The 19,171-nt window shown below is 65.1% G+C and carries 19 protein-coding genes; 8 read left to right on the top strand and 11 right to left on the bottom strand.

The window, feature by feature from the left end; translation table 11 throughout:
* The coding region (locus tag SO180_RS02415) for a TCP-1/cpn60 chaperonin family protein (RefSeq protein WP_449377244.1) at window positions 1-504 on the top strand (504 nt) is incomplete at its 5' end.
* A 297-nt stretch (window positions 505-801) separates the two neighbouring features.
* A complete protein-coding gene (locus SO180_RS02410) occupies window positions 802-2,142 on the top strand; it encodes a caspase family protein (RefSeq protein ID WP_449377243.1) in 1,341 nt (446 codons plus the stop codon).
* 4 nt (window positions 2,143-2,146) lie between these two features.
* On the opposite strand, the gene SO180_RS02405 is transcribed toward SO180_RS02410, so the two are convergent.
* On the bottom strand, window positions 2,147-2,986 hold the full coding sequence (locus SO180_RS02405; protein WP_449377242.1) for a LysR family transcriptional regulator: 840 nt from the start codon (window positions 2,984-2,986) through the stop codon (window positions 2,147-2,149).
* A 132-nt stretch (window positions 2,987-3,118) separates the two neighbouring features.
* Here SO180_RS02405 and SO180_RS02400 point away from each other — a divergent pair, with 132 nt between their 5' ends.
* Together SO180_RS02400 and SO180_RS02395 are read left to right on the top strand one after the other, a co-directional pair.
* Window positions 3,119-3,712 (top strand): cysteine hydrolase family protein, encoded by a 594-nt coding sequence (locus tag SO180_RS02400; RefSeq protein ID WP_449377241.1) that lies wholly within the window; start codon window positions 3,119-3,121, stop codon window positions 3,710-3,712.
* Window positions 3,713-3,741: 29 nt separating this feature from the next.
* Window positions 3,742-4,371, top strand: coding sequence for a glutathione binding-like protein (locus tag SO180_RS02395; protein WP_449377240.1), 630 nt, complete (start codon window positions 3,742-3,744; stop codon window positions 4,369-4,371).
* A 9-nt stretch (window positions 4,372-4,380) separates the two neighbouring features.
* Here SO180_RS02395 and SO180_RS02390 read toward each other — a convergent pair whose 3' ends face one another.
* The gene (locus SO180_RS02390) at window positions 4,381-5,544 is read right to left on the bottom strand and encodes a DUF2778 domain-containing protein (protein WP_449377239.1); all 1,164 of its coding nucleotides are present in this window, start codon (window positions 5,542-5,544) and stop codon (window positions 4,381-4,383) included.
* Window positions 5,545-6,118: 574 nt separating this feature from the next.
* On the opposite strand from SO180_RS02390, the gene SO180_RS02385 reads away from it, so the two are divergent.
* Together SO180_RS02385 and SO180_RS02380 are read left to right on the top strand one after the other, a co-directional pair.
* The gene (locus tag SO180_RS02385; protein ID WP_449377238.1) at window positions 6,119-6,643 is read left to right on the top strand and encodes a FecR domain-containing protein; all 525 of its coding nucleotides are present in this window, start codon (window positions 6,119-6,121) and stop codon (window positions 6,641-6,643) included.
* 65 nt (window positions 6,644-6,708) lie between these two features.
* Window positions 6,709-8,598, top strand: a complete 1,890-nt coding sequence (locus tag SO180_RS02380; RefSeq protein ID WP_449377237.1) for a CHASE2 domain-containing protein — start codon at window positions 6,709-6,711, stop codon at window positions 8,596-8,598.
* A gap of 14 nt (window positions 8,599-8,612) precedes the next feature.
* On the opposite strand, the gene SO180_RS02375 is transcribed toward SO180_RS02380, so the two are convergent.
* From SO180_RS02375 to SO180_RS02360, 4 genes are all read right to left on the bottom strand, one after another.
* The gene (locus tag SO180_RS02375) at window positions 8,613-10,115 is read right to left on the bottom strand and encodes a glycosyltransferase family 39 protein (protein WP_449377236.1); all 1,503 of its coding nucleotides are present in this window, start codon (window positions 10,113-10,115) and stop codon (window positions 8,613-8,615) included.
* 6 nt (window positions 10,116-10,121) lie between these two features.
* On the bottom strand, window positions 10,122-11,267 hold the full coding sequence (locus tag SO180_RS02370; protein ID WP_449377235.1) for a glycosyltransferase family 2 protein: 1,146 nt from the start codon (window positions 11,265-11,267) through the stop codon (window positions 10,122-10,124).
* A 226-nt stretch (window positions 11,268-11,493) separates the two neighbouring features.
* Window positions 11,494-11,697, bottom strand: coding sequence for a hypothetical protein (locus tag SO180_RS02365; protein WP_449377234.1), 204 nt, complete (start codon window positions 11,695-11,697; stop codon window positions 11,494-11,496).
* Window positions 11,698-11,791: 94 nt separating this feature from the next.
* A complete protein-coding gene (locus SO180_RS02360; RefSeq protein WP_449377233.1) occupies window positions 11,792-12,154 on the bottom strand; it encodes a hypothetical protein in 363 nt (120 codons plus the stop codon).
* Between the two features lie 166 nt (window positions 12,155-12,320).
* On the opposite strand from SO180_RS02360, the gene SO180_RS02355 reads away from it, so the two are divergent.
* Complete coding sequence (locus tag SO180_RS02355; RefSeq protein WP_449377232.1) at window positions 12,321-13,178, top strand: DUF72 domain-containing protein; 858 nt, start codon at window positions 12,321-12,323, stop codon at window positions 13,176-13,178.
* Between the two features lie 8 nt (window positions 13,179-13,186).
* The gene (locus tag SO180_RS02350; protein ID WP_449377231.1) at window positions 13,187-13,648 is read left to right on the top strand and encodes a DUF488 domain-containing protein; all 462 of its coding nucleotides are present in this window, start codon (window positions 13,187-13,189) and stop codon (window positions 13,646-13,648) included.
* A gap of 55 nt (window positions 13,649-13,703) precedes the next feature.
* Here SO180_RS02350 and SO180_RS02345 read toward each other — a convergent pair whose 3' ends face one another.
* The 5 genes from SO180_RS02345 to SO180_RS02325 all read right to left on the bottom strand — a co-directional run bounded on the left by SO180_RS02345 (window position 13,704) and on the right by SO180_RS02325 (window position 19,170).
* Window positions 13,704-14,618 carry a PhzF family phenazine biosynthesis protein gene (locus SO180_RS02345; RefSeq protein ID WP_449377230.1) on the bottom strand — a complete coding sequence of 305 codons (915 nt, stop codon included), beginning with the start codon at window positions 14,616-14,618 and terminating at the stop codon, window positions 13,704-13,706.
* Window positions 14,619-14,739: 121 nt separating this feature from the next.
* The gene (locus tag SO180_RS02340) at window positions 14,740-15,639 is read right to left on the bottom strand and encodes an amidohydrolase family protein (protein WP_449377229.1); all 900 of its coding nucleotides are present in this window, start codon (window positions 15,637-15,639) and stop codon (window positions 14,740-14,742) included.
* A gap of 23 nt (window positions 15,640-15,662) precedes the next feature.
* The gene (locus tag SO180_RS02335) at window positions 15,663-16,910 is read right to left on the bottom strand and encodes an MFS transporter (RefSeq protein WP_449377228.1); all 1,248 of its coding nucleotides are present in this window, start codon (window positions 16,908-16,910) and stop codon (window positions 15,663-15,665) included.
* A 50-nt stretch (window positions 16,911-16,960) separates the two neighbouring features.
* Entirely contained in the window at window positions 16,961-17,692 is a 732-nt protein-coding gene (locus SO180_RS02330) for a GntR family transcriptional regulator (RefSeq protein WP_449377227.1), read from the bottom strand.
* Between the two features lie 170 nt (window positions 17,693-17,862).
* A complete protein-coding gene (locus SO180_RS02325; RefSeq protein WP_449377226.1) occupies window positions 17,863-19,170 on the bottom strand; it encodes an adenylate/guanylate cyclase domain-containing protein in 1,308 nt (435 codons plus the stop codon).
* Window position 19,171: the final 1 nt, after the last annotated feature.

The following is a 19,171-nucleotide window of genomic DNA, read 5'->3' as shown; positions in this document are numbered from 1 at the left end:
CGCGTCGGCGGCGCGACCGAGGTCGAGGTCAAGGAGCGCAAGGATCGCGTTGATGACGCGATGCATGCGACCCGCGCGGCGGTCGAGGAAGGCATCGTTCCGGGCGGCGGCGTCGCCCTGCTCCGTGCCACCGAGCAGCTCAAGAACCTTCGCACCAAGAACGACGACCAGAAGACCGGCGTCGAGATCGTGCGCAAGGCGCTGTCCTGGCCCGCTCGCCAGATCGCGATCAACGCCGGTGAAGACGGCTCGGTGATCGTCGGCAAGATCCTCGAGAAGGATCAGTACGCCTACGGCTTCGACTCGCAGACCGGCGAGTACGGCAACCTCGTCACCAAGGGCATCATCGACCCGACCAAGGTCGTGCGCACCGCGATCCAGAACGCCTCCTCCGTGGCGGCGCTGCTGATCACCACAGAGGCCATGGTCGCCGAGCTGCCGAAGAAGGCCGCGGCCGGCCCCGCCATGCCCCCGGGCGGCGGCATGGGCGGCATGGACTTCTGATCCAGCCGTTTCAGGCAAACCACGAAATGCGAAACCCCGGCAGCGATGCCGGGGTTTTTGTTTGGGGTTGTCATTCCGGGGCGCTCGACGCGAGCCCGGAATCCATTTCACCAGTCACGCACGGCCTCCCATGTATGGAGTCGATGCGGCCGATCTCAGCCATCCAGCAACTGGTCGGCGGTCCTTGCCCGCGCAAATCTCGGGCGACTGTGATCGGCTTCACAGAGTCGGCATTGATGTCGGCCCAGCATGCGTTAATCTGGAAGATATTTTTCGATGTTTTCCCCGAGGGCATTCATGAGTGCTCTTTGCAGGTTTTACTTCGTCCTCCTCGCCTGCTGGCTTGGCCTGGGTCCCGCATCGGCGGAGACACGGGTGGCGCTGGTCATCGGCAATGGCGCCTATGCCAACACGGCACAGCTCGCCAATCCATCGCACGATGCGGAAGACGTTGCGACCGCGCTCACGCGCAGCGGCTTCGAGGTCATCAAAGGCATCGACCTGCGCCAGGCCGACATGCAGGATCTGTCCATCCGCTTTGCGCGCGCCGCAGGCAGGGCCGACGTCGCCATGTTCTACTACAGTGGACATGCGATGCAGTACAACGGCGTCAACTACCTGATGCCGATCGACGCCGTGCTCGCCGACGAAGCAGACCTGAAGCGCTTCGTGCGCGTCGATGACATCCTGAACGATCTGCAACAGGCCAGGAACCTGCGCATCCTGGTGCTCGACTCCTGTCGCGACAATCCGCTGGCCGAAACCTTGAAGCGTTCCGCCGGCGCGACGCGCGCCGCATCGATCGGACGCGGGCTTTCGAAAGTCGAAGCGCCGCTCGGCACGATCGTGTCGTTCTCGACCCAATCCGGCCAGACGGCCGCGGACGGAAGCGGCCGCAACAGCCCCTACACGTCCGCGTTCCTGAAGCATATCGAGGAGCCGCACGAGATCGGCGATATCTTTCGCGACATCAGCGGCGACGTCTACGAAACGAGCGGCAAGACCCAGCTCCCGGAGCTCTCACTGTCGATCATCGGAAAGTTCTACCTGAACGGACCGGTGTCGGTGACGATTGCCCCAGCGGCCCCTCAAGCTGCGCCGCGACCTGATCCGTGTGCCACCGCCGAGGCACACTGGAAGGCGGCCGAGGCGATCGGCACCATCGCAGCCTTCGAAGACCATCTCGCGCGGTTTCCAAGCTGCAGCTTCGCCGATCTCGCGAGGGCGCGCCTCGACGGCCTGAAACCGAAAGCCGCGCTCGCCCCGACAGCCGACGCGAAGCTTGTCGCGAGCAAGGAATTCGACGGCAAATGGGACGTCAGCGTCAGCTGTGCGAATGCGGGCAAGGCGCTCGGCTATACCAGGAGCCTCACGGCCACGATCGCGAACGGAGCGTTCCACGCCGAGGATGCAGACCAGGGAAAGGTGAACTGGCTGGCCATCGAGGGGCAAATTCCAGCGGATGGAAAGGCCACGCTGAGTGCGCGGGGCACGACGGGCCCGAGCGCCTATACCGTCAACAATGCCGCTCCCGGCTCGGCCTACGCGTACACGATCGACGCGCAATTCGAACGCACCCGCGGCACCGGCAAACGCAACGAGCTGCGGCCCTGCAACTTCACCTTCGTCAAGCGCTGATCAATCATTCCCGCGCGAAATCCCTGAAGCAGGAGCGTACCCACTCGATCGTCAGGCGCGTTGCGGGATCGCGCTTGAGATGGTTTTGCACCAGCAGCCAGACGTCGCGGCGCCTTGCGAGCAAAGTGGTGCGCAGGCTGCGATCGGCGAGCAACGCCTCGCAGCCATATTCGGGGAGCACGCCGATCGCCTGATGCGACTGGATCAGGGTGCGCATGACGCGGATGTTGTCGGTGACGCAGCGCGCATTCTTCAGCCGCTTCGCGCGCAGGAATTGCGCCTCGGGGATGGCATCGAGCTCGTCCGGATAGGCGCACACGATCGGATCACCGTCGCTGCGCCTTGCAGGCTCAAAGAAGTACAGGCGCACGTCCGCGAGCTTCGAGATCGTGAAATCACCTTTGTCTGGCTTGCGCAGGCGAATGGCGAGATCCGCTTGCCAGCGCGAGAACTTCACGTTCTCGCTCGAGGTGAGGAATTGCAGCGTCAGCCCCGGATTGTCGCGCAGAAAGCCTTGCGCGCGCGGCGCCAGCAGTTCCTCGGCGACGGTATTGGTGGAAGCGATGCGCAAACGGCCGACGGCGCCGGGCTCGCTCTCGCCGATGCGATCGATTGCGGCGATATGCGCCGCCATGGCCTTGACGTGCTCGAGCACCGCTTCGCAGTGGCGGGTCGGCCGGCGCAATCCGTCGACCGCCTCGAACAGGGGCACGCCGAGGTCGCGCTGGATGCGGGCGAGCCTGCGCCCGACCGTGGTCTCATCGATGCGCAGCCGTGCGCTGGCTCCGGCATAGGTGCCCTCGTCCCGCACGGCCGCAATGATGCGCAGATCGTCCCAGTTCATGCAGCCATTTAGTAGCACGCACGGTGCCGCGCCTGCAAATTTGCAGCCATCTGCTGCAATATTCCTGCACAATGGCAGGCCAGAGCTACGCTAGGTTTCGTCGAGCTGACGTCACCGAAAGGCAGCCTCACCATGACCGCTCCCAAGACCCTGCTCCAACTCGCCGGCGCTGATGTGAGCCCGCCCCGGCTCGGCGAGAGCTGTCTCGTCCTGATCGATCTCCAGAACGAATATCGCGCAGGCCCGCTGGCGCTGTCCGATGCGGAGGCGGCCATCGCGCGCGCGGCTCACCTGTTGGCCCGCGCGCGGCAGAGCGGTGCGGCGATCTTCCACATCGCGCACAAGGGCCGATCGGGCGGCCTGTTCGACCGCGAGGCCGAGCGCGGCGCGATCATTGCGACTCTCGCACCGCTCGCAACCGAGCCGGTGATCGAAAAGGCGCTGCCGAATGCGTTTGCCGGCACTGACCTGCAAGCGCGGCTTGCCGCGACCGGGCGCAAGAACATCGTCCTCGCGGGCTTCATGACCCATATGTGCGTCAGTTCGACTGCGCGCGCCGCGCTCGATCTCGGTCTGCGCACCACGATCGCATCGGATGCCTGCGCGACGCGCGACCTGCCTGACGGCCGCGGTGGCGCGATCGCCGCCGCAACCGTTCATGACGTTGCACTCGCCGAACTGTCCGACCGCTTTGCCGTCATCGCGCGCGGCGATGCGCTGATCTGATCAAATCCGAACACGGAGCATATCAGCCCATGCTGCAGCTCTACTTCCGGCCAATGGCCTGCTCGCTCGCCAGCCGTATTGCGCTGATGGAGGCCGGCATCGAGGCGCGCTATCACCTCGTCGATCTCGGGACCAAGAAGGTCGTGGACGACGGCAGCGACTTCCACAGCGTTTCGCCGAAAGGCGCCGTGCCGGTCCTGGTCCTGGAGAACGGCGAACGACTGACCGAGAGCGCGGCGGTGCTGCAATATATCGCCGATTTGAAGCCTGAGCTCGACCTTGCGCCGCGGCCCGGTGATCCCAATCGCTATCGCCTGCAGGAGTGGCTCAGCTTCATCGGCGCAGAGATCCACAAGGCATTCCTGTTTCCGACCTTCTGGTACAAGGACGACGCGTCGCTTGCGAAGCCGCGTGCGAGAATCGGACAGACACTAGCGGTGCCCGCCACGCATCTCGCCGAGCGCGAATTCCTCGTCGGCGACCGCTTCACCGTTGCGGATGCGCATTTCACCTGGGCCTTGCTGCTGCTCCGTCCTGCAGGCGTCGACATTGCGCAATGGCCCTCGCTGGCCGACTATCTCGCCCGCATGCAGGCGCGGCCCGCCGTGCGGGACGCGATTGCGATGGAAATGGCGCTGCGCAAGACGGCAGCGGCTTAACGCGTCGCGTCACTCCACTCGCGCGAGCACGGCGAGCTTGCGGATGCCCTTGTTGCGGTAGGCGTCGAGGAAGGCGGAGTAGTCGCGGAACGACACGCAGCCGTTGGAATCGCCGTTCGGTCCGAGCATGAAGGTGTGCGCGAGCAGGCCGTCGCGGCCGTAGATCGCGTTTTCGCCGCCGATCGGCGTCAGCCGCAACGCGGGCACGCCGTGGAACAGCGCCTCGCGCGGCTTCAGGTTGTAGATGTGCGGCGGTGTCACGCCGCGCATGCGGACCCGTGAGGAGCGCGGGTCGTCGAGATTGGAGCCGAGGCCGGAATGCGCCTCGAGCTTGGTGCCGTCGGGCAGATACACCGTCTTCGCGGTGATGTCGTAGACCGCAGTGTCGCGGTCATAGGGTGGCGCACCGCCCAGCATCGGGTTCTGCTCTTTCGGCGCGATGCTCGCGGTCACGCTGGCATCGGCTGAAGCGTAAGCCAGCAAGCCGCCCGACGGCTCGCGCTTGCCCCAGAGCTTCTCGACCATCGACTGCCGCGGTCCGGTGATCGCCATCACCGCCGCCTTCGCGCGATCGGCGAAAGATTTCGTGGGCTTTGCCTCTGGCACGCGGGCGGTCTCGGCCGGCTCGGCCGAGGCAACCTGCACCGGCACATCTGCGCCGCGCTTGGCCTTCGCGGCGTCTGCGATCTTGGCGGGGCCTTGCGCCTTCGGCGCTTCCGCAACCTTCACAGGCGCGACAGGCTTCGCAGCCTCCTTGGCGTCGGCAATTTTCGTCGCGGGAGCCTGCGGTACGGCGCTCGCCGCATTCGACTCCACGCCCTGCGGGGCTGCGGCGGCAAAACGCTCGTTGAACATTTCGCGCGTGATCGGCGTGACCACCTGCCCGCGATCGGGCAGCATCGCAAAAACTTCCTTCACCGCTTCGCCAGCCTCGCGCAGCGCGACCTTCGGCGCGCGCTTGATCACGGGCTCGTCGTAGCCGGCGGTGCCAACGGTCGGATAGACGTTCGCACCGAAGACGTTGTTGTAGACGGTCCAGCCGGCGCCCAGCACGAGGCAGCCGATCGCGGCGGCGCCGACGATCGTCTGGGTGGTCACTTTCCGGGAAGACTTCCGAGAATTCTTCTTGGACTTCCGTGCCGCGTTACTTTGCGCAGCGATACTCGTACTCATTCGCCTTGCGTCCAGGACGGTGTCACTCAGTCCCCCTTCGAAGTGCCGCTGCTGGTCACGGTCCGAAAGCTGCATCTCGCAGAGGGTCGGAGCGTCATTAAGGCGACTTTTAGTTAAATGCGGATTAAGTTCGGGCAGATGTGGGGCAACCTTTAAAAGGTTGTCCCGTTTCGGGAAAAAGCCCGCAGAATTACGGACTTAGTCGAAATTGTTAACCATGTTTGTCGACCGGTTTGGCGCGATGACCTGCCGCCTCCGGCCGCACCTCATGACGCATCCAACCACGGCCTTTTCGTGATCTCGAACGCCGGCGGATCATAGCAACGGAGCGTTGCGCGAGGCTGGCGGACTCCTTCGGTGCAAGACGCGATGCGCCAGCCGACACCATTCACATCGCGCCCCCGGGCGCTCACGCGACACCGCGCGCTGACCGAGAGTTGATCACGCCTCGCCTGGAAAAGAGCCCCGCGGCAAAATAGGTCCAACCGCGGCACTTTTCAGCAGCCTCTGCGAGTGATACGGTACCGTATCAACATCGCCTTGAAATGTGCCGAGCACGCCAATGGAGGCTGGCATGAGAAGGGTCGCACACGCCGGATTTTTGGCTCTGGCGTCGTCGTTCTTGTTGATCGGACAGGCTGTCGCGCAGCCTGCCGGTGCGGGCTGCACGTCAACGCCGTCGGCCGCGGGAACGCAGACCTGGCGCTGCGACAACGGCATCACGATCGTTGCGGAAAATGGCGCCAGATTTGAACTTAAGGACGCCAACCGCGACGGACATATCGACTCGGTCGAGTTGAGCAGCAAGGCGCTGCTGGTCGAGGTTCCCAAGAAGCCCGGCGGCAATCCCTTCAAGGTGCTGACGCCACAGGCGATCGCCGCGGTGCGCGGCACGAGATGGGCCGTCGATGCCGCCGACGGCAGCAAGACGGCCGTGTTCGTCGCCGACGGACGTGTCGGCGTCAGCCGCAGGGCGCGCGGGCGGGCCGTCGTGCTCGGACCGGGCGAAGGCGTCGACGTCGATGCAACCAGCATGGCGGAGGTCAAGCGTTGGGGCCAGCCGCGCATCGACGCCTTGATGGCAAGACTCGGACGATAGAGGCTCGGACAATAGAGGCTCGGACGATAGAGGCTCGGACGATAGGTGACAGCAGAACGACGGGTATGAGTAGCCGACGCGTTCAAATCCTCCTTGCGCTCGTCCTCACCGCGCTGTGGGGCGGCGCTATTTACGTCGCTCACGCGAACGGCCATCTGCGGTTTCTCGATCGTCTCGAGGCAACGCTCACGGACTTGCGAACGCTGGCGCGCGGCCCGCAATCTCCCCCCGATCTCGTCACCATCATTGCGATCGACGACACCGTCGTGAAGCGCGGCGGCCGCTATCCGCTTCCCCGCGCCGACCTCGCGCGCGTCGTCGATGCCATCGCGCAGTTCAAGCCGAAGGTCATCGCCGTCGACCTCCTGCTGGTCGATCCCGGCGCCAGACTCGGCGATGCCATGCTGGCGCGTTCGCTCGCCGCCGCGTCCACCGTCCTGGCCGCCGCGGCAATCTTTCCAACCGCCAGCGATACCGTGGCAACGAGCAGCGAAGGGCCGCTCGCCGCCCTGCCCCAGGCCGAGCGTTTCCTGCTGCCGCTACCGGCCTTCGCCGATCACGCCGAGGTCGGCATCGTCAACGTTGCGACGGGGCAGTCAGGCTCCCCGCTCTCGGTCCCGATGCTGTTCCGGACGGGCGACAAGGTAGAGCTGTCGTTTCCGCTGCGTGTGGCGAGTCGCGCGCTCGGCCAGCCGCTGACGATTGCCCCTGATCATCTCATGCTCGGCGATCGTACGATCCCGACCGACACCGACTTTTCGCTACCGATCACCTATTACGGCCCGCGCCGCACGATCCGCACCCTCAGCGCGCAGAACGTTTTCGACGGCACGCTCGATCGCGATACAATCGAGAACCGGATCGTCGTGATCGGCGCATCGGTCGCCGGCGGCGGCGATTTCTTCCCGACGCCGTTCGATACCCTGATGCCCGGCGTCGAGGTCGTCTCGACCGCGATCACGCATCTCGTCGCCGGCGACGGCATCGAGCGCGACCGCAAGGTTCATGTCGCCGACGCATTCGCCGCGATCCTGCTGCCGATGGTCCTGGTGGGCCTGCTTGCCTGGCGGCGAAGTGCGATCGGCCTCATTGCGGCCGCCGTGGTGGTGATGGTGTGGGCCGCTCTCAACCTGTTCGCGTTCACGCACGGCATTTGGCTCAACGCCGCAACTACGCTCGCGGCCGCGGTGCCGCCGGTTGCAATCTTTGCCGGCGTGCAATTATGGGCGGGGAGCCGCAGAACGCAGTACCTGACGGCAAGAAGCAGATCGCTGGCACAATTCCAGGCGCCCGCCGTGCAGGAGTGGCTGGCGCGCGATCCCGATTTCCTGAGCGAGCCGGTCCATCAGAATGCCGCCGTCGTCTTCATCGACCTCTCCGGCTTCACCGCGCTCAGCGAACGGCTCGACCCGGACACACTTCGCGACCTGCTCAAGTCGTTTCATGCGCTGGTCGACAAGACGGCGGTCTCATCCGGTGGAATGATCACCGGATTTCTCGGCGACGGCGCCATGATCCTGTTCGGCCTGCCGCGCGCAGCGCCCGACGACGCAGCCCGTGCCGTGAAATGCTCGATCGACCTGCACCGCGTTGTGGAAAGCTGGAGGGCATCGCTGCCGGCACCATACAGGGATCAGCTCGGCTTTAAGATCGGCGCGCATTTCGGCCCCATAGTCGCCTCGCGTCTCGGCGGAAGCCACCAGCACATCACCGCGACGGGCGACAACGTCAACGTGGCGAACCGGTTGATGGAGGTCGCCGCCCAGCACGATGCGCGGCTCGCGTTCAGCGATACGCTGCTGGACGCGGCCGACTTCCACGGTGATCCCTATGGCATTCTGACGGGACCGTTGCAGACGCAGGTTCGCGGCCGCACCCGTGCGGTTACCGTCTGGTTCTGGCACGAAGAGCGGCAGCCGGGACAAGCCGCGGCTGAGGCCAACGTCGCGGGCTGAGAGCTCGACGTCCGTTACCGGGCTTCCGGCGGCGGCGACCGGTCGAGAACCTCGCCCTTGGCGCCTTCCAGCAAATCGATCCCGTAGGTCTCGACGACAAGCGGCCCCCGCTTGCGCTGCAATTCCGCAACGCGCGTCACCTGCGAGAAGATATCGTTGAGGAAGGGATGACCGTCCGCGCGCAGCTCGTCGACATAGAGCAGCTTGCCGGCCAGGAGTGTCGGATCAGGCTCGCCCATGTTGACCCAACGGATTCGCTGGTCCCGCTGGACCACGCAGGCGCCACGCGGCAGATAGAAGGCGAGCCAGGCCGTGGTGCCATAGTCCGGCGCGAGGATGCAGCTGGCGCCGGTCTTCGCGCGAACCGCCTCGATCTCGGATGCGAGCGCGCGCCAGCCGACGCCGACGCTGCGCACGGTGGCGTCGCGGCGATAGCCGGATAGCCAGCCGGTGTTGGCCTGCACGATCAGGGCTGCAAACATCACGATGCCGGCGGGCGCCGCCCATTTCAGGCAGAAGGCGACGAGCTCCTGCTGCCGTGGCTTCCATTGCGCGATGTGCGCGGCCACCGCGGCTGCGACCGCGAAGGCGGGATAGACCGGCGCGAACCAGTTGGCCTCGACGCGGGCGTGCAGCGAATGCCAGACGAAATAGACGACGATGGTCCAGAACATCGCCTCGACCAGGATGCGCGAGGCCGACGCTCCGATCCGCCGCCATGTCAGCGCATGAAGCCCCATCGCACCGAGGATGAAGACAAGCGGAGTTGCGAATGCGAATTGCGTCGGAACGAGCTCGGCGATGAAGACGGGGCGGAAATCCTCGATCCGCGCGCGGCCGAGCTGCTTGAGGAACGACACCCATTGATGATCGGCATTCCAGAAGACCACCGGCGAGAAGATAGCAAACGCCACGATGCCGCCGAGATAGGGCCAGGGCGAGATGAACCAGCGCCGCAGCTTCGGCACCGCGGCGAGCCAGATCAGGATCGCGACACCGAAGAACAATGCGGTGTATTTCGACAGCAGCGCGGCGCCGACCGCAGCGCCCACCGCAAGCCACCACATGCCGCGGCCGGTCTCCAGCACCTTTGCGAGGAAGAACAGCACGAAGCTGGAGGCGACCAGCAGCGGCGCATCGGGCGTGATGATCAGCGTGCCGACCGCGGCCAGCAGCGTCACGTTGAGCAGGATCGCGCTGGTTGCGGCAACGCGCGCGCCGCCGAACAGGATCTCGGCGGCGCGATACACCGCATAGCTCATCGGCAGCGCGAGCAGGATCGAGACCAGCCGCACGCCGAGCTCGGTGTCACCAGCGATCATCGTGCCGGCGCGGATGACGTAGGCGACCATCGGCGGGTGGTCGTAGTAGCCGCCCGCCAGACTCTTCGACCACATCCAGTAATAGGCTTCGTCGAAGGTGATCGGCGTGAAGGCGGCGGCGACCAGCCGCAGCACGACCAGCGCAGCGACAATGAGCGCGGTGTTGCGGACAATCCGCGCGTCAACTCCGCCCATGATGCGCTATTTCTTGCGCCAGACGAACAGCCCGGACATCGCGTAGTTCCACACCACGCCCATCAGCGCACCGGCCATGCCGGCAAGCCACCAGATCGGCTCCTGATCGTAGACCGAGAAGGCGACGCCGACATTGGCGAACAGGCCGACGCTACAGACGATGTAGAAGGCGATCAGGCCGCGCAGGATCGCAAAGCCCTTCAGTCGCTGGTCGCGATAGGTGAGGAAATTGTTGAGGACGAAGTTGCTGGTCATGGCGACGAGAGCGCCTGAGGCCTGCGCCTCCGCGAACGGCGCCTTGAAGATCTCGAGCCCGATGAACAGCGTCATGAGATGCACGACGAGGCCGATGCCGCCGACCATCGCGAACAGGAGGAAGCGCAGCGACACCGCGTCGTTGGTAAGCTTCGCCAGCACCAGGCCCAGGAAGTCGAGCGCGACCATGGAATCGAGCTTGCTCTCGCCGTGCTGGCGCGCGCCGAAGGTGTAGGGAATTTCGACGGCGCGTAAGCTGCCTTGCGCGGTCGCGACGATATCGAGCAGGATCTTGAAGCCGTGCACCGAGAGTTTCGGCGCCAGTTGTTCGAAACGGTCGGTGCGGATCATGAAGAAGCCGCTCATGGGGTCGGCGATCTCGACCTGCAGTACCTGCTTGGCGACTTCGGTCGCAAGCGCGCTGGCGCCGGCGCGCTGCTTGTTGAAGCCTTCGCTCTTGTAGCCCTCGATATAGCGGCTGCCGACGACGAGTTCGGCCTCTCCGCTCGCGAGCAGCGAGAGCATCTTCGGCAGTTGCGTCTCGTCATGCTGGAGATCGGCGTCGATCACGGCCGCATAGGGTGCGCTCGAGGCCAAAATGCCTTCGATGCAGGCGCCCGACAGGCCGCGGCGGCCGATGCGGCGGATGCAGCGAACGCGACTGTCGCGCCTGGCGAGCGCGCGCACCACGTCCCAGGTTCCGTCGGGCGAATTGTCGTCGACGAACACGACCTCCCAGGCGATGCCGGCCAGAGTCGCCTCCAGCCGCCGGTACAGGACCGTGACATTGTCGCGCTCGTTGAAGGTGGGAACGACAACGGAAAGCTCTGGCGACCGTGGACCCGATTGCGGGGCCTGCGGCGGGGAATCGGGGGCCGGCCTGATAGCTTCGTTCATGACGGGGAGCGTATATCCGCCGCGTCCCGCAATGCCAAGCCGGGGTTTTAAGGGGAAAGCCCCCAAAGGGGGTACGAAAATGCCAACGACCCCAGAATAACGAGCCACGCGTACATCCGGCGCAGCCAAGCTATTCCAAGGTCGTCCCGGCGCCGGAGCGATAAGCTGCGACGTCGCCCTTATGGGCTAGATAGGAACGACACTGGCCCTCCGCAAGAGGGCCGGCCTATTGGTTTGGCACTTCGCGGATGACCGGTCCGCGCGGGGCAGGCGCGGCCGGAGCCGCGGGTGCTGCGGCCTCAGGCTGGGCGGCCGCCCTCGGTTTCTGCGGCTTGCCGTATTGGCCGATCGGCCCGAACACGACGGCAACCGCCAGCACGACAGCTGCGACGATCGCGCCAAAAATGCCTCCGATCGACTCAGACGTCATGCCTGCCCATTCCTGTTGCAATGTATTGAAACAATATCATGGAAGCGCCAGCCGCCGGAAGGGGGCCGGGTTCCGACGGTTAATGCATGAACAGCTAGCGCTGAGGCGCCCTGTGCTTCGCGAAGGCCGTCACGATATCCTTCTGCGCCGATTCGACCGCCCTGTTCGCGGTCGCGAGATGAGCGCCGGCATCGATGTTGGGATATTGCGTCGTCAGATAGTCGAGCAACGCGACCCGATAATACTGCCGCTCGGAAGGACAGGCGCCCGCGACCGAGCGCGAAAAATCCTGTTCCGAGAGGCCCTGATTGCTGTCGCGTGAATATTCCCGCGCCAGGCAGTGCCAATAGTCGTCGCGGCCCTGAATCGCCAGCTTGTGCGCCCCTCCCGCATCGTCATCATCGGCAATGGCAGCAGACGTCATCATGACCAGCGCCAGCGCGATCAGCATCCGCATCTTGTTCTCCCTTTATCGCAGATCCCGGAGAGCGACCTTAGACGGGACGCCGCAACTGGCCAATCACATCTCGCGACTAAAGCGCGATAAGATCGCGCTTTAGGTTATTGCTTGAGCATGATCTTTTCGGAAAACCGCTTCACACTTTTCCGGATCATGCTTTAGGATGCAAGTCCTCCCCCCATCCGCGCGAGATCCTCCCGTGGCCAAAGCAAAAACCGCGTCGCAAAAATCGGGCAACATCTTCATCGGTGTCGGCGGCTGGACCTTCGAGCCCTGGCGCGGCGTGTTCTATCCGGAAAAGCTCACCCAGGCGAAGGAGCTGTCCTATGCCGCATCGAAGCTGACCTCGATCGAGATCAACGGCACCTATTACGGCTCACAGAAGCCGGAGAGCTTTCGTAAATGGGCCTCCGAAGTGCCGGATGGATTCGTCTTCTCGGTCAAGGGGCCGCGCTTTGCCACCAACCGGCGGGTGCTGGCGGAGGCCGGCGATTCCATCAAGCGGTTCTATGATTCCGGTGTGCTGGAGCTGCGCGATCGCCTCGGGCCCGTGCTCTGGCAGTTCGCGCCGACCAAGAAGTTCGACGGCGCAGACTTCGGCAAGTTCCTCGAGCTGTTGCCGCGCAAGCTCGACGGACGCGCGCTACGCCATGTCGTCGAGGTCCGTCACGACAGCTTCTGCACGCCCGACTTCGTCGCGCTGCTGCGCGAGTTCGAGACGCCGGTCGTGTTCGCCGAGCACGGCAAATATCCGGCGATCGCCGACGTCGTCAGCGATTTCGTCTATGCACGGCTTCAGAAGGGCAATGACGAACTGAAGTCCTGCTATCCGCCCAGGGATCTCGATGCCTGGGGCAAGCGGTTTCAGGCCTGGGCCTCAGGCAGTGAACCGGATGACCTGCCGAAAGTTGACAAGGCAAAGCCAAAAAAGGAGCCGCGCGACGTGTTCGCCTATGTCATCCACGAGGGCAAGGTGCGCGCGCCGGCCGGCGCCATGGAACTGATCGCGCGGGTCGCCTGAGGTCCGGCATGGCCAAAGCGAAGAAGCTGTTCACCATCGGCTACGAGCAGACGCCGCCCAAGGCCGTGCTGGACGAGTTGGAGCAGGCCGGCGTCAAGCTGCTCGTCGACGTGCGCGCGGTGACGTCGTCGCGCCGGCCGGGCTTTTCCAAGAAGCAGCTCGCGGCGGGGCTCGACGAGCGTGGCATCGCCTACGTCCACCTCGCGGCCCTCGGCACGCCCAAGGAGGGGCGGCTTGCCGCGCGCAGCGGCGAGTATGCGGTGCTCGAGAAGATCTACTCAAAGCACCTGAAGACGCCGCAAGCGAAGGAAGAGCTCGACGAATTGTCGGCGCTGGTGAAGAAGGCCGGCCCCGTCTGCCTGCTCTGCTACGAGCGCGACCACACCCACTGCCACCGTCAGATGATCGCGGAGATCATCGAGGAGCGCGACGGGGTGAAGGTGGAGAATTTGGCAGGGCGGCAGGTGTAGGTGCCGTCATTCCGGGCGCGCGAAGCGCGAGTCCGGAATGACGACCGGAGAGAGCCTACGCCTCGCCCGTCAGACGGAACGTCCCTTCCATCATCTGCACGCACTGGCCGCCGACATGGGAGGACAGAAGCCCGCCGTTCTGCTTGCGCACGCGCGTCAGCAGGATGCTCGGCCTGCCCATGTCAAATCCCTGGCCGATGGTGAGCTTCAACTCGCCCTCGTGCCGGGGATCGAGATCGGCAAACAGGGCAGCGGCCGCGACCGTAGCGCTGCCGGTGGCGGGGTCCTCGATCAGGCCGCTTGCGCCGGGGAAGAACATCCGCGCCTGGAGATCGCTAGGCGCTTCCGCTGCAGGCACGTCCCGCGTGTAGAAATAAACTGCGAAGGCGCCGTCACGCGGCAACACCCGGCCGAACGCCGCGGCGTCGGGCTTCGCCCGCTTCACCGCATCGCGCGAGCGCACTTCCGCCACCACGAACGGCGTTCCCACACCGACAATCTGCGGCGCATGCCGATCCAGCCCGATGTCTTCCGCACTCAGCGAAAGACACGCTGCAACGTCGCTTGCGGAAAGCTGCGAGAGGCGGCTCAGCGGCTGCGGCGCGGTGAGCTCGGCGTTGACCACCCGGCCCTGCTCCCGCTGAATGTCCACCGGCACGAGGCCGGCCTTCTCCTCGAACAGCAGTCGCTGTTTCGGCTCCTTGGCAAGCGTCGCGAGCACGAACGCCGTGCCGACGTTGGGATGTCCGGCAAAGGGAAGCTCCCTGACGGGCGTGAAGATGCGCACCTCCGCATCGTTCGCCTTGTCGCGCGGCGGCAGCACGAACGTGGTCTCGGAATAGTTGAACTCGGTCGCGATCGCCTGCATCTGCTGCGTCGACAGCCCGCCGGCATCGAGCACGACGGCGAGCTGGTTGCCGCCGAAGGCGCGGTTGGTGAATACGTCGACGGTGATGTAGCGGCGTTGCATCCTTCTTCCCTCACGCAATGTACAGCCTCGACCGGCTGCATCGGCCTGCATGTTACAGGCCGATGGTAGCAACCGTCATGCCCCAAAACTCGGAGCACTCGGTGCAATCGCGCGAAAGAAATTAGAAGCGGAAAAGCTGATACGGCGATGCCAGCACTTGCGCGCGCTCGTCCTTGTCCGTGACGAGCTCGTCGAGAAAGCGTCGGTTCTTCTCGTAACTTTGCATCGCCTCGAACTGCGTGTGCGGCCAGTCGCTGCCCCACAAAAGGCGGTCGAGACCGTAAGCGGCGCGCAGCAGCGGATAGGCTTCCTTCGCAAAACTCTCGCCGGCCGGACCATTGCGGTACGGCGCGGAGACCTTGACCCAGACATTTCTGGTCGCGCCCAGCTTCAGCGCCGCTAGGAAGCCCGGGTCGGTGACGCCGAGCTTTGGATCCGGCAGAGCGAAATGATCGAGCACGACGGCGACACCGCGGTCGAGAAGCTGCGGCGCGAGCGTTGCGAGACCGGAGGCGTTGCGCTGGATCTCGACCTGCCAGCCCAGCGATTTGACCGATGCCAGCAGCGCCTTCCATTCGGGCGCAGTGAGATCCGGCAAGGGCTGGCCGACGAGATTGAGACGGATGCCGACGATGCCGGCGCGGTCGAGCGCGGCAAGCTCCTCGGCAGGAATCGCGGGATCGACGACGGCGATGCCGCGCAGCCGACCGCCGGCCGCCTTCAGACATTCGACGAGATAGGAATTGTCGGTGCCGAGAAAGCTCGGCTGCACCAGCACGCCGTTGGTCATGCCGTTGCGATCGAGCTGCTCAAGATAGAGATCGAGCAGCGCGTCATAGTCCGGCGCGTAACGCCGGCCGGGCGCAAGCTTCAGGCCACGGTGAAAGACGTGCGCGTGGGTGTCGATCGCAGGCATCGTCACCTCACTCACCGCCTTGCCCGTACTGGCGATCACCGAGGCAAGGGCAACGGCGCCCGCGCCGAATTGACGGCGCGTGAGGCCGCATTCGCCTGTCGTCATGCTCGTTACTCCACATTCGCAGCTCAGGCTCGTGTGCCGGCTACGGCCTGCTCGAACACCTTGCCCCGGGTCTCGGGCAGCAGCAGCACCGCGATCAGCACCAGCGAATAGGCAAACGCCGCGTCGATCCCGATCGCCGGCCCAAGCCCGATATGGTCGCTGAGATAGCCGACGAGAAACGGAAACGCGGCGGAGACGACGCGGCCGAAATTGTAGCAGAAGCCGACGCCGGTGCCGCGCACGCCTGCCGGATAGAGCTCGCTGAACAGCGCGGCCATGCTCGCCGGAATGCCCGCGGAGAAGAAGCCGAGGGGAAAACCCAGCACCAGCATCTGCGAATTGGTCAGCGGCGCGAAGATGTAGATAAGCACGGTGACGATGCAGGTGGTGGCGAAGAACGCGACGTTGGCTCTGCGGCCGATGCGGTCGCTGATGATGCCGCTCGTCACGCAGCCGCAGAAGAAGGCGACGATGATGACGGCGAGATAGCCGCTCGAGCCCAGCACCGACAGATGCCGCACCTCGCGCAGGTATGTCGGCAGGAACGTGGTCAGCGCGGCATAGCCGCCATGGGCACCAGTACCGAAGAGACCGCCGATCAGCGTCGCGCGCAGCACGTCGCGATGGAAGATGCCGGCGAGTGTGGCAAAGAACGGCGGCTGAGCTGCGCTCGGTGCCACGCGCTGCGGCTCCTTCAGGCCGCGGCGGATGAAGATGATGAGGAGCGCGGGCAACAGTCCGACCGCGAACAGGATCCGCCACGCGATATCCGCCGGCGCATAAGTGAAGACCAGCGCCGACAGCAGCACGGCTGCGCCCCACCCCACCGCCCAGGCGCTCTGCACCGAGCCGAGCGCCTTGCCGCGATGCTCGGGACGGATGATCTCGGCCATCAGCACCGCGCCGCAGGCCCATTCGGCGCCGAAGCCGAGGCCCTGGATGGCCTTCAGGACCAGGAGTTGCGCAAAGCTCATCGCAAAAGCGCTGGCAAAGGTCGCAAGCGCGAAGGCAGCGACCGTGATCTGCAACGCCTTGACGCGCCCGAAGCGGTCACCGAGCGCGCCGCCAAGCCAGCCGCCGAAAGCGCCGAAGAACAGGGTGACCGAGCCAAGCAGGCCGGCATCGGCCTTGCTGATGCCAAAGGCCGCGATCAGCGCGGGGATCGCAAGGCCGAACATCTGGACGTCGAGCGCATCCAGCGCCCATCCGCCGAAGCTTGCCCAGAAGGTGCGCCGCTCGAGCGGCGAGCTTTCGCTGTACCAGTTTGCCATCGTCTCTTCCCTGAAAATTGGTTATTGCTTGATGTCGTTTTCGCTCGCGCTCACCGGATCTCGGCGTGGTAGCGGAAGCGGTTGGCCGGCCCGCGCGAGCGGCGCCATTCGATCGGGCGCCGCTCGAGATCGAGCGCGAGACGCTCGATGACGATCAGCGGCGCGCGGGCCTCGAGCCGCAACAGGCGAGCCTGCATCTCGCTCGCAGTCTCGACGGTCAGGATTTCCTCCGCCGACACCACGACCTCGCCGCAGCGCTCCTCGTAGAGCGGATAAAGCAGGTCGCCGAACTCGGACGGGTCGATGTCGAGGATCGCCGCGAAGCGCGACTTTTGCAGCCAGATCTCTTCGGCAAGCAGCGGCACGTCGTCAATCAGGCGCAGGCGCGACAGACTGATCACGGGCTCGCCGACGGAGATACGCAGCGCGGATGCGACGGCAGAGGTTGCCGGCACGCATTTCCGCCTGAGGATGCGGCTTTGCGGCACGCGGCGCTCGCCGCTCTCGGACTGGAAGCGGAAGAAGCGGAACAGCGAGGAGTTGAAGCGCGCGCGGCGGACGAAGGTGCCGCGGCCCTGCTGGCGCTCAAGCACGGTGTCGCTGACGAGCTGATCGATCGCCTTCCGCACGGTGCCGATCGCGACGCCGTAATGCGCGGCGAGCTCGGCTTCGGACGGAATCGGCTCGCCCGGCCTCCATTCATTGCGGTTGATCCGCGCGGCGAGATCGTCGCGCAGGCGCTGGTAGCGTGGCAGGCGGTCGTCGAGCGGGGCTGAATTCATATAGTCATATAGATGACTAGATGAGAAATGAGTCAAGAACTACTGAAATACCTTCACCCTCCTAAAGCCTGGTGGTCGTCATTCCGGGGCAGCTCGAAGAGCCGAACCCGGAATCTCGAGATTCCGGGTTCGCCCTTAGGGCGCCCCGGAATGACGGGCATCGGAGTCCACTACCCCAACTGAAAAACCGCCATCGGCCGCTCGTAGCCGCGCACCTCGACCTCTCCGAGCGCGACGGCATCGTCGCCATCGTCACCGAGGACATCGCGCACCGCGGACGAAATCAGGAGCTGCGAGCCGAAATCCTTGTTCAGCGCCTCCAGCCTTGAGGCAAAGTTCACGGTGTCGCCGATCACCGTATACTCCTTGCGCCGGGGTGAGCCGATATTGCCGGCGACGACCTCGCCGAAATGGATGCCGATGCCGATCCGCAGCGGCCAGCTCGATTGCGCGTTGATGTGGTCCATCGCGCTGAGCATCTCGCGGCCGGCAGCGACGGCCCGGTGCGCGGCGTCGGATGCGGCGAGCGGTGCCCCAAACAGTGCGAGAAAACCGTCGCCCAAGAACTTGTTCACGATGCCGCCATGGCGATCGAGGATGTCGACCAGCACGGCGAAGGCGCCGTCGAGCCGATCGACCACGTCCTGCGGCGAGCGCGAGCGTGCGCCGGCGGTGAAGCCGCGGAAGTCGACGAACATCACCGCGACACGCCTGATGTCGCCGCCCGCGCTGGTCCCCTCCGCCATCAGCCGCTCGACGACCTGCGGCGAGACGTGCTGGCCGAACAGGTTTGTGACGCGGTCGCGCGCGGTAGCTGCCGTGATGCTTGCCGCGAACTGGCGGCGAAGCTGCGCGCCGACGGCGCCTGCGAGCACGCCGCAGACCAGGATGATGCAGCTGCGCACCGCATGGAAATAGGCCTGAGGCTCGCCGGCGCCGCTGACGGGATCGAAATAGAGTGCGACGGCGAGGAGCTGGGCAGCCGCCACGAATCCGGTGAAGGCCGACAACCAGAAATCGAGGCGCAGCGTCGAGAGAATGATGAAGATGAAATAGACCAGGGGCACGGCAAAACCGAGTGCAGGGATTGCCCCCATACTGCGGATCTCCAGGACCAGGATGACCGTCGGCAGCGAGGTCTCGATCAGCGTCCCGATGTACCGCCTGACCACCGGCACGTCCCGATCGAGCCTGAGATTTCGCCTGATCTGGGACTGAACCCAGACCTCGAACAGGACAAATCCGATCAGCAGGCTATAGACCTGGATCAGCCCGGACGTCCCGTGCCAGACCCGGTCCACGACGCTCGGGGCGATCAGGTACATCGCAGTGATGAACAGGATCATGACGCATCCCGTCACGATCAGCGCCTTCACGCGCAACAGCTCGGTCCGCAGTACCTCGCGCGCCAGCTCGTGCTCGAAATCCGCCGATATCGCGGCCTTCTGCCCGCCGGTCCTGCTCGCAAAACTGACCATC

It is taken from the genome of Bradyrhizobium sp. UFLA05-112 (genome assembly GCF_053572325.1).
Note: the sequence above shows the minus strand (reverse complement) of the source record. Positions and strands in the feature narration are given on the sequence as shown.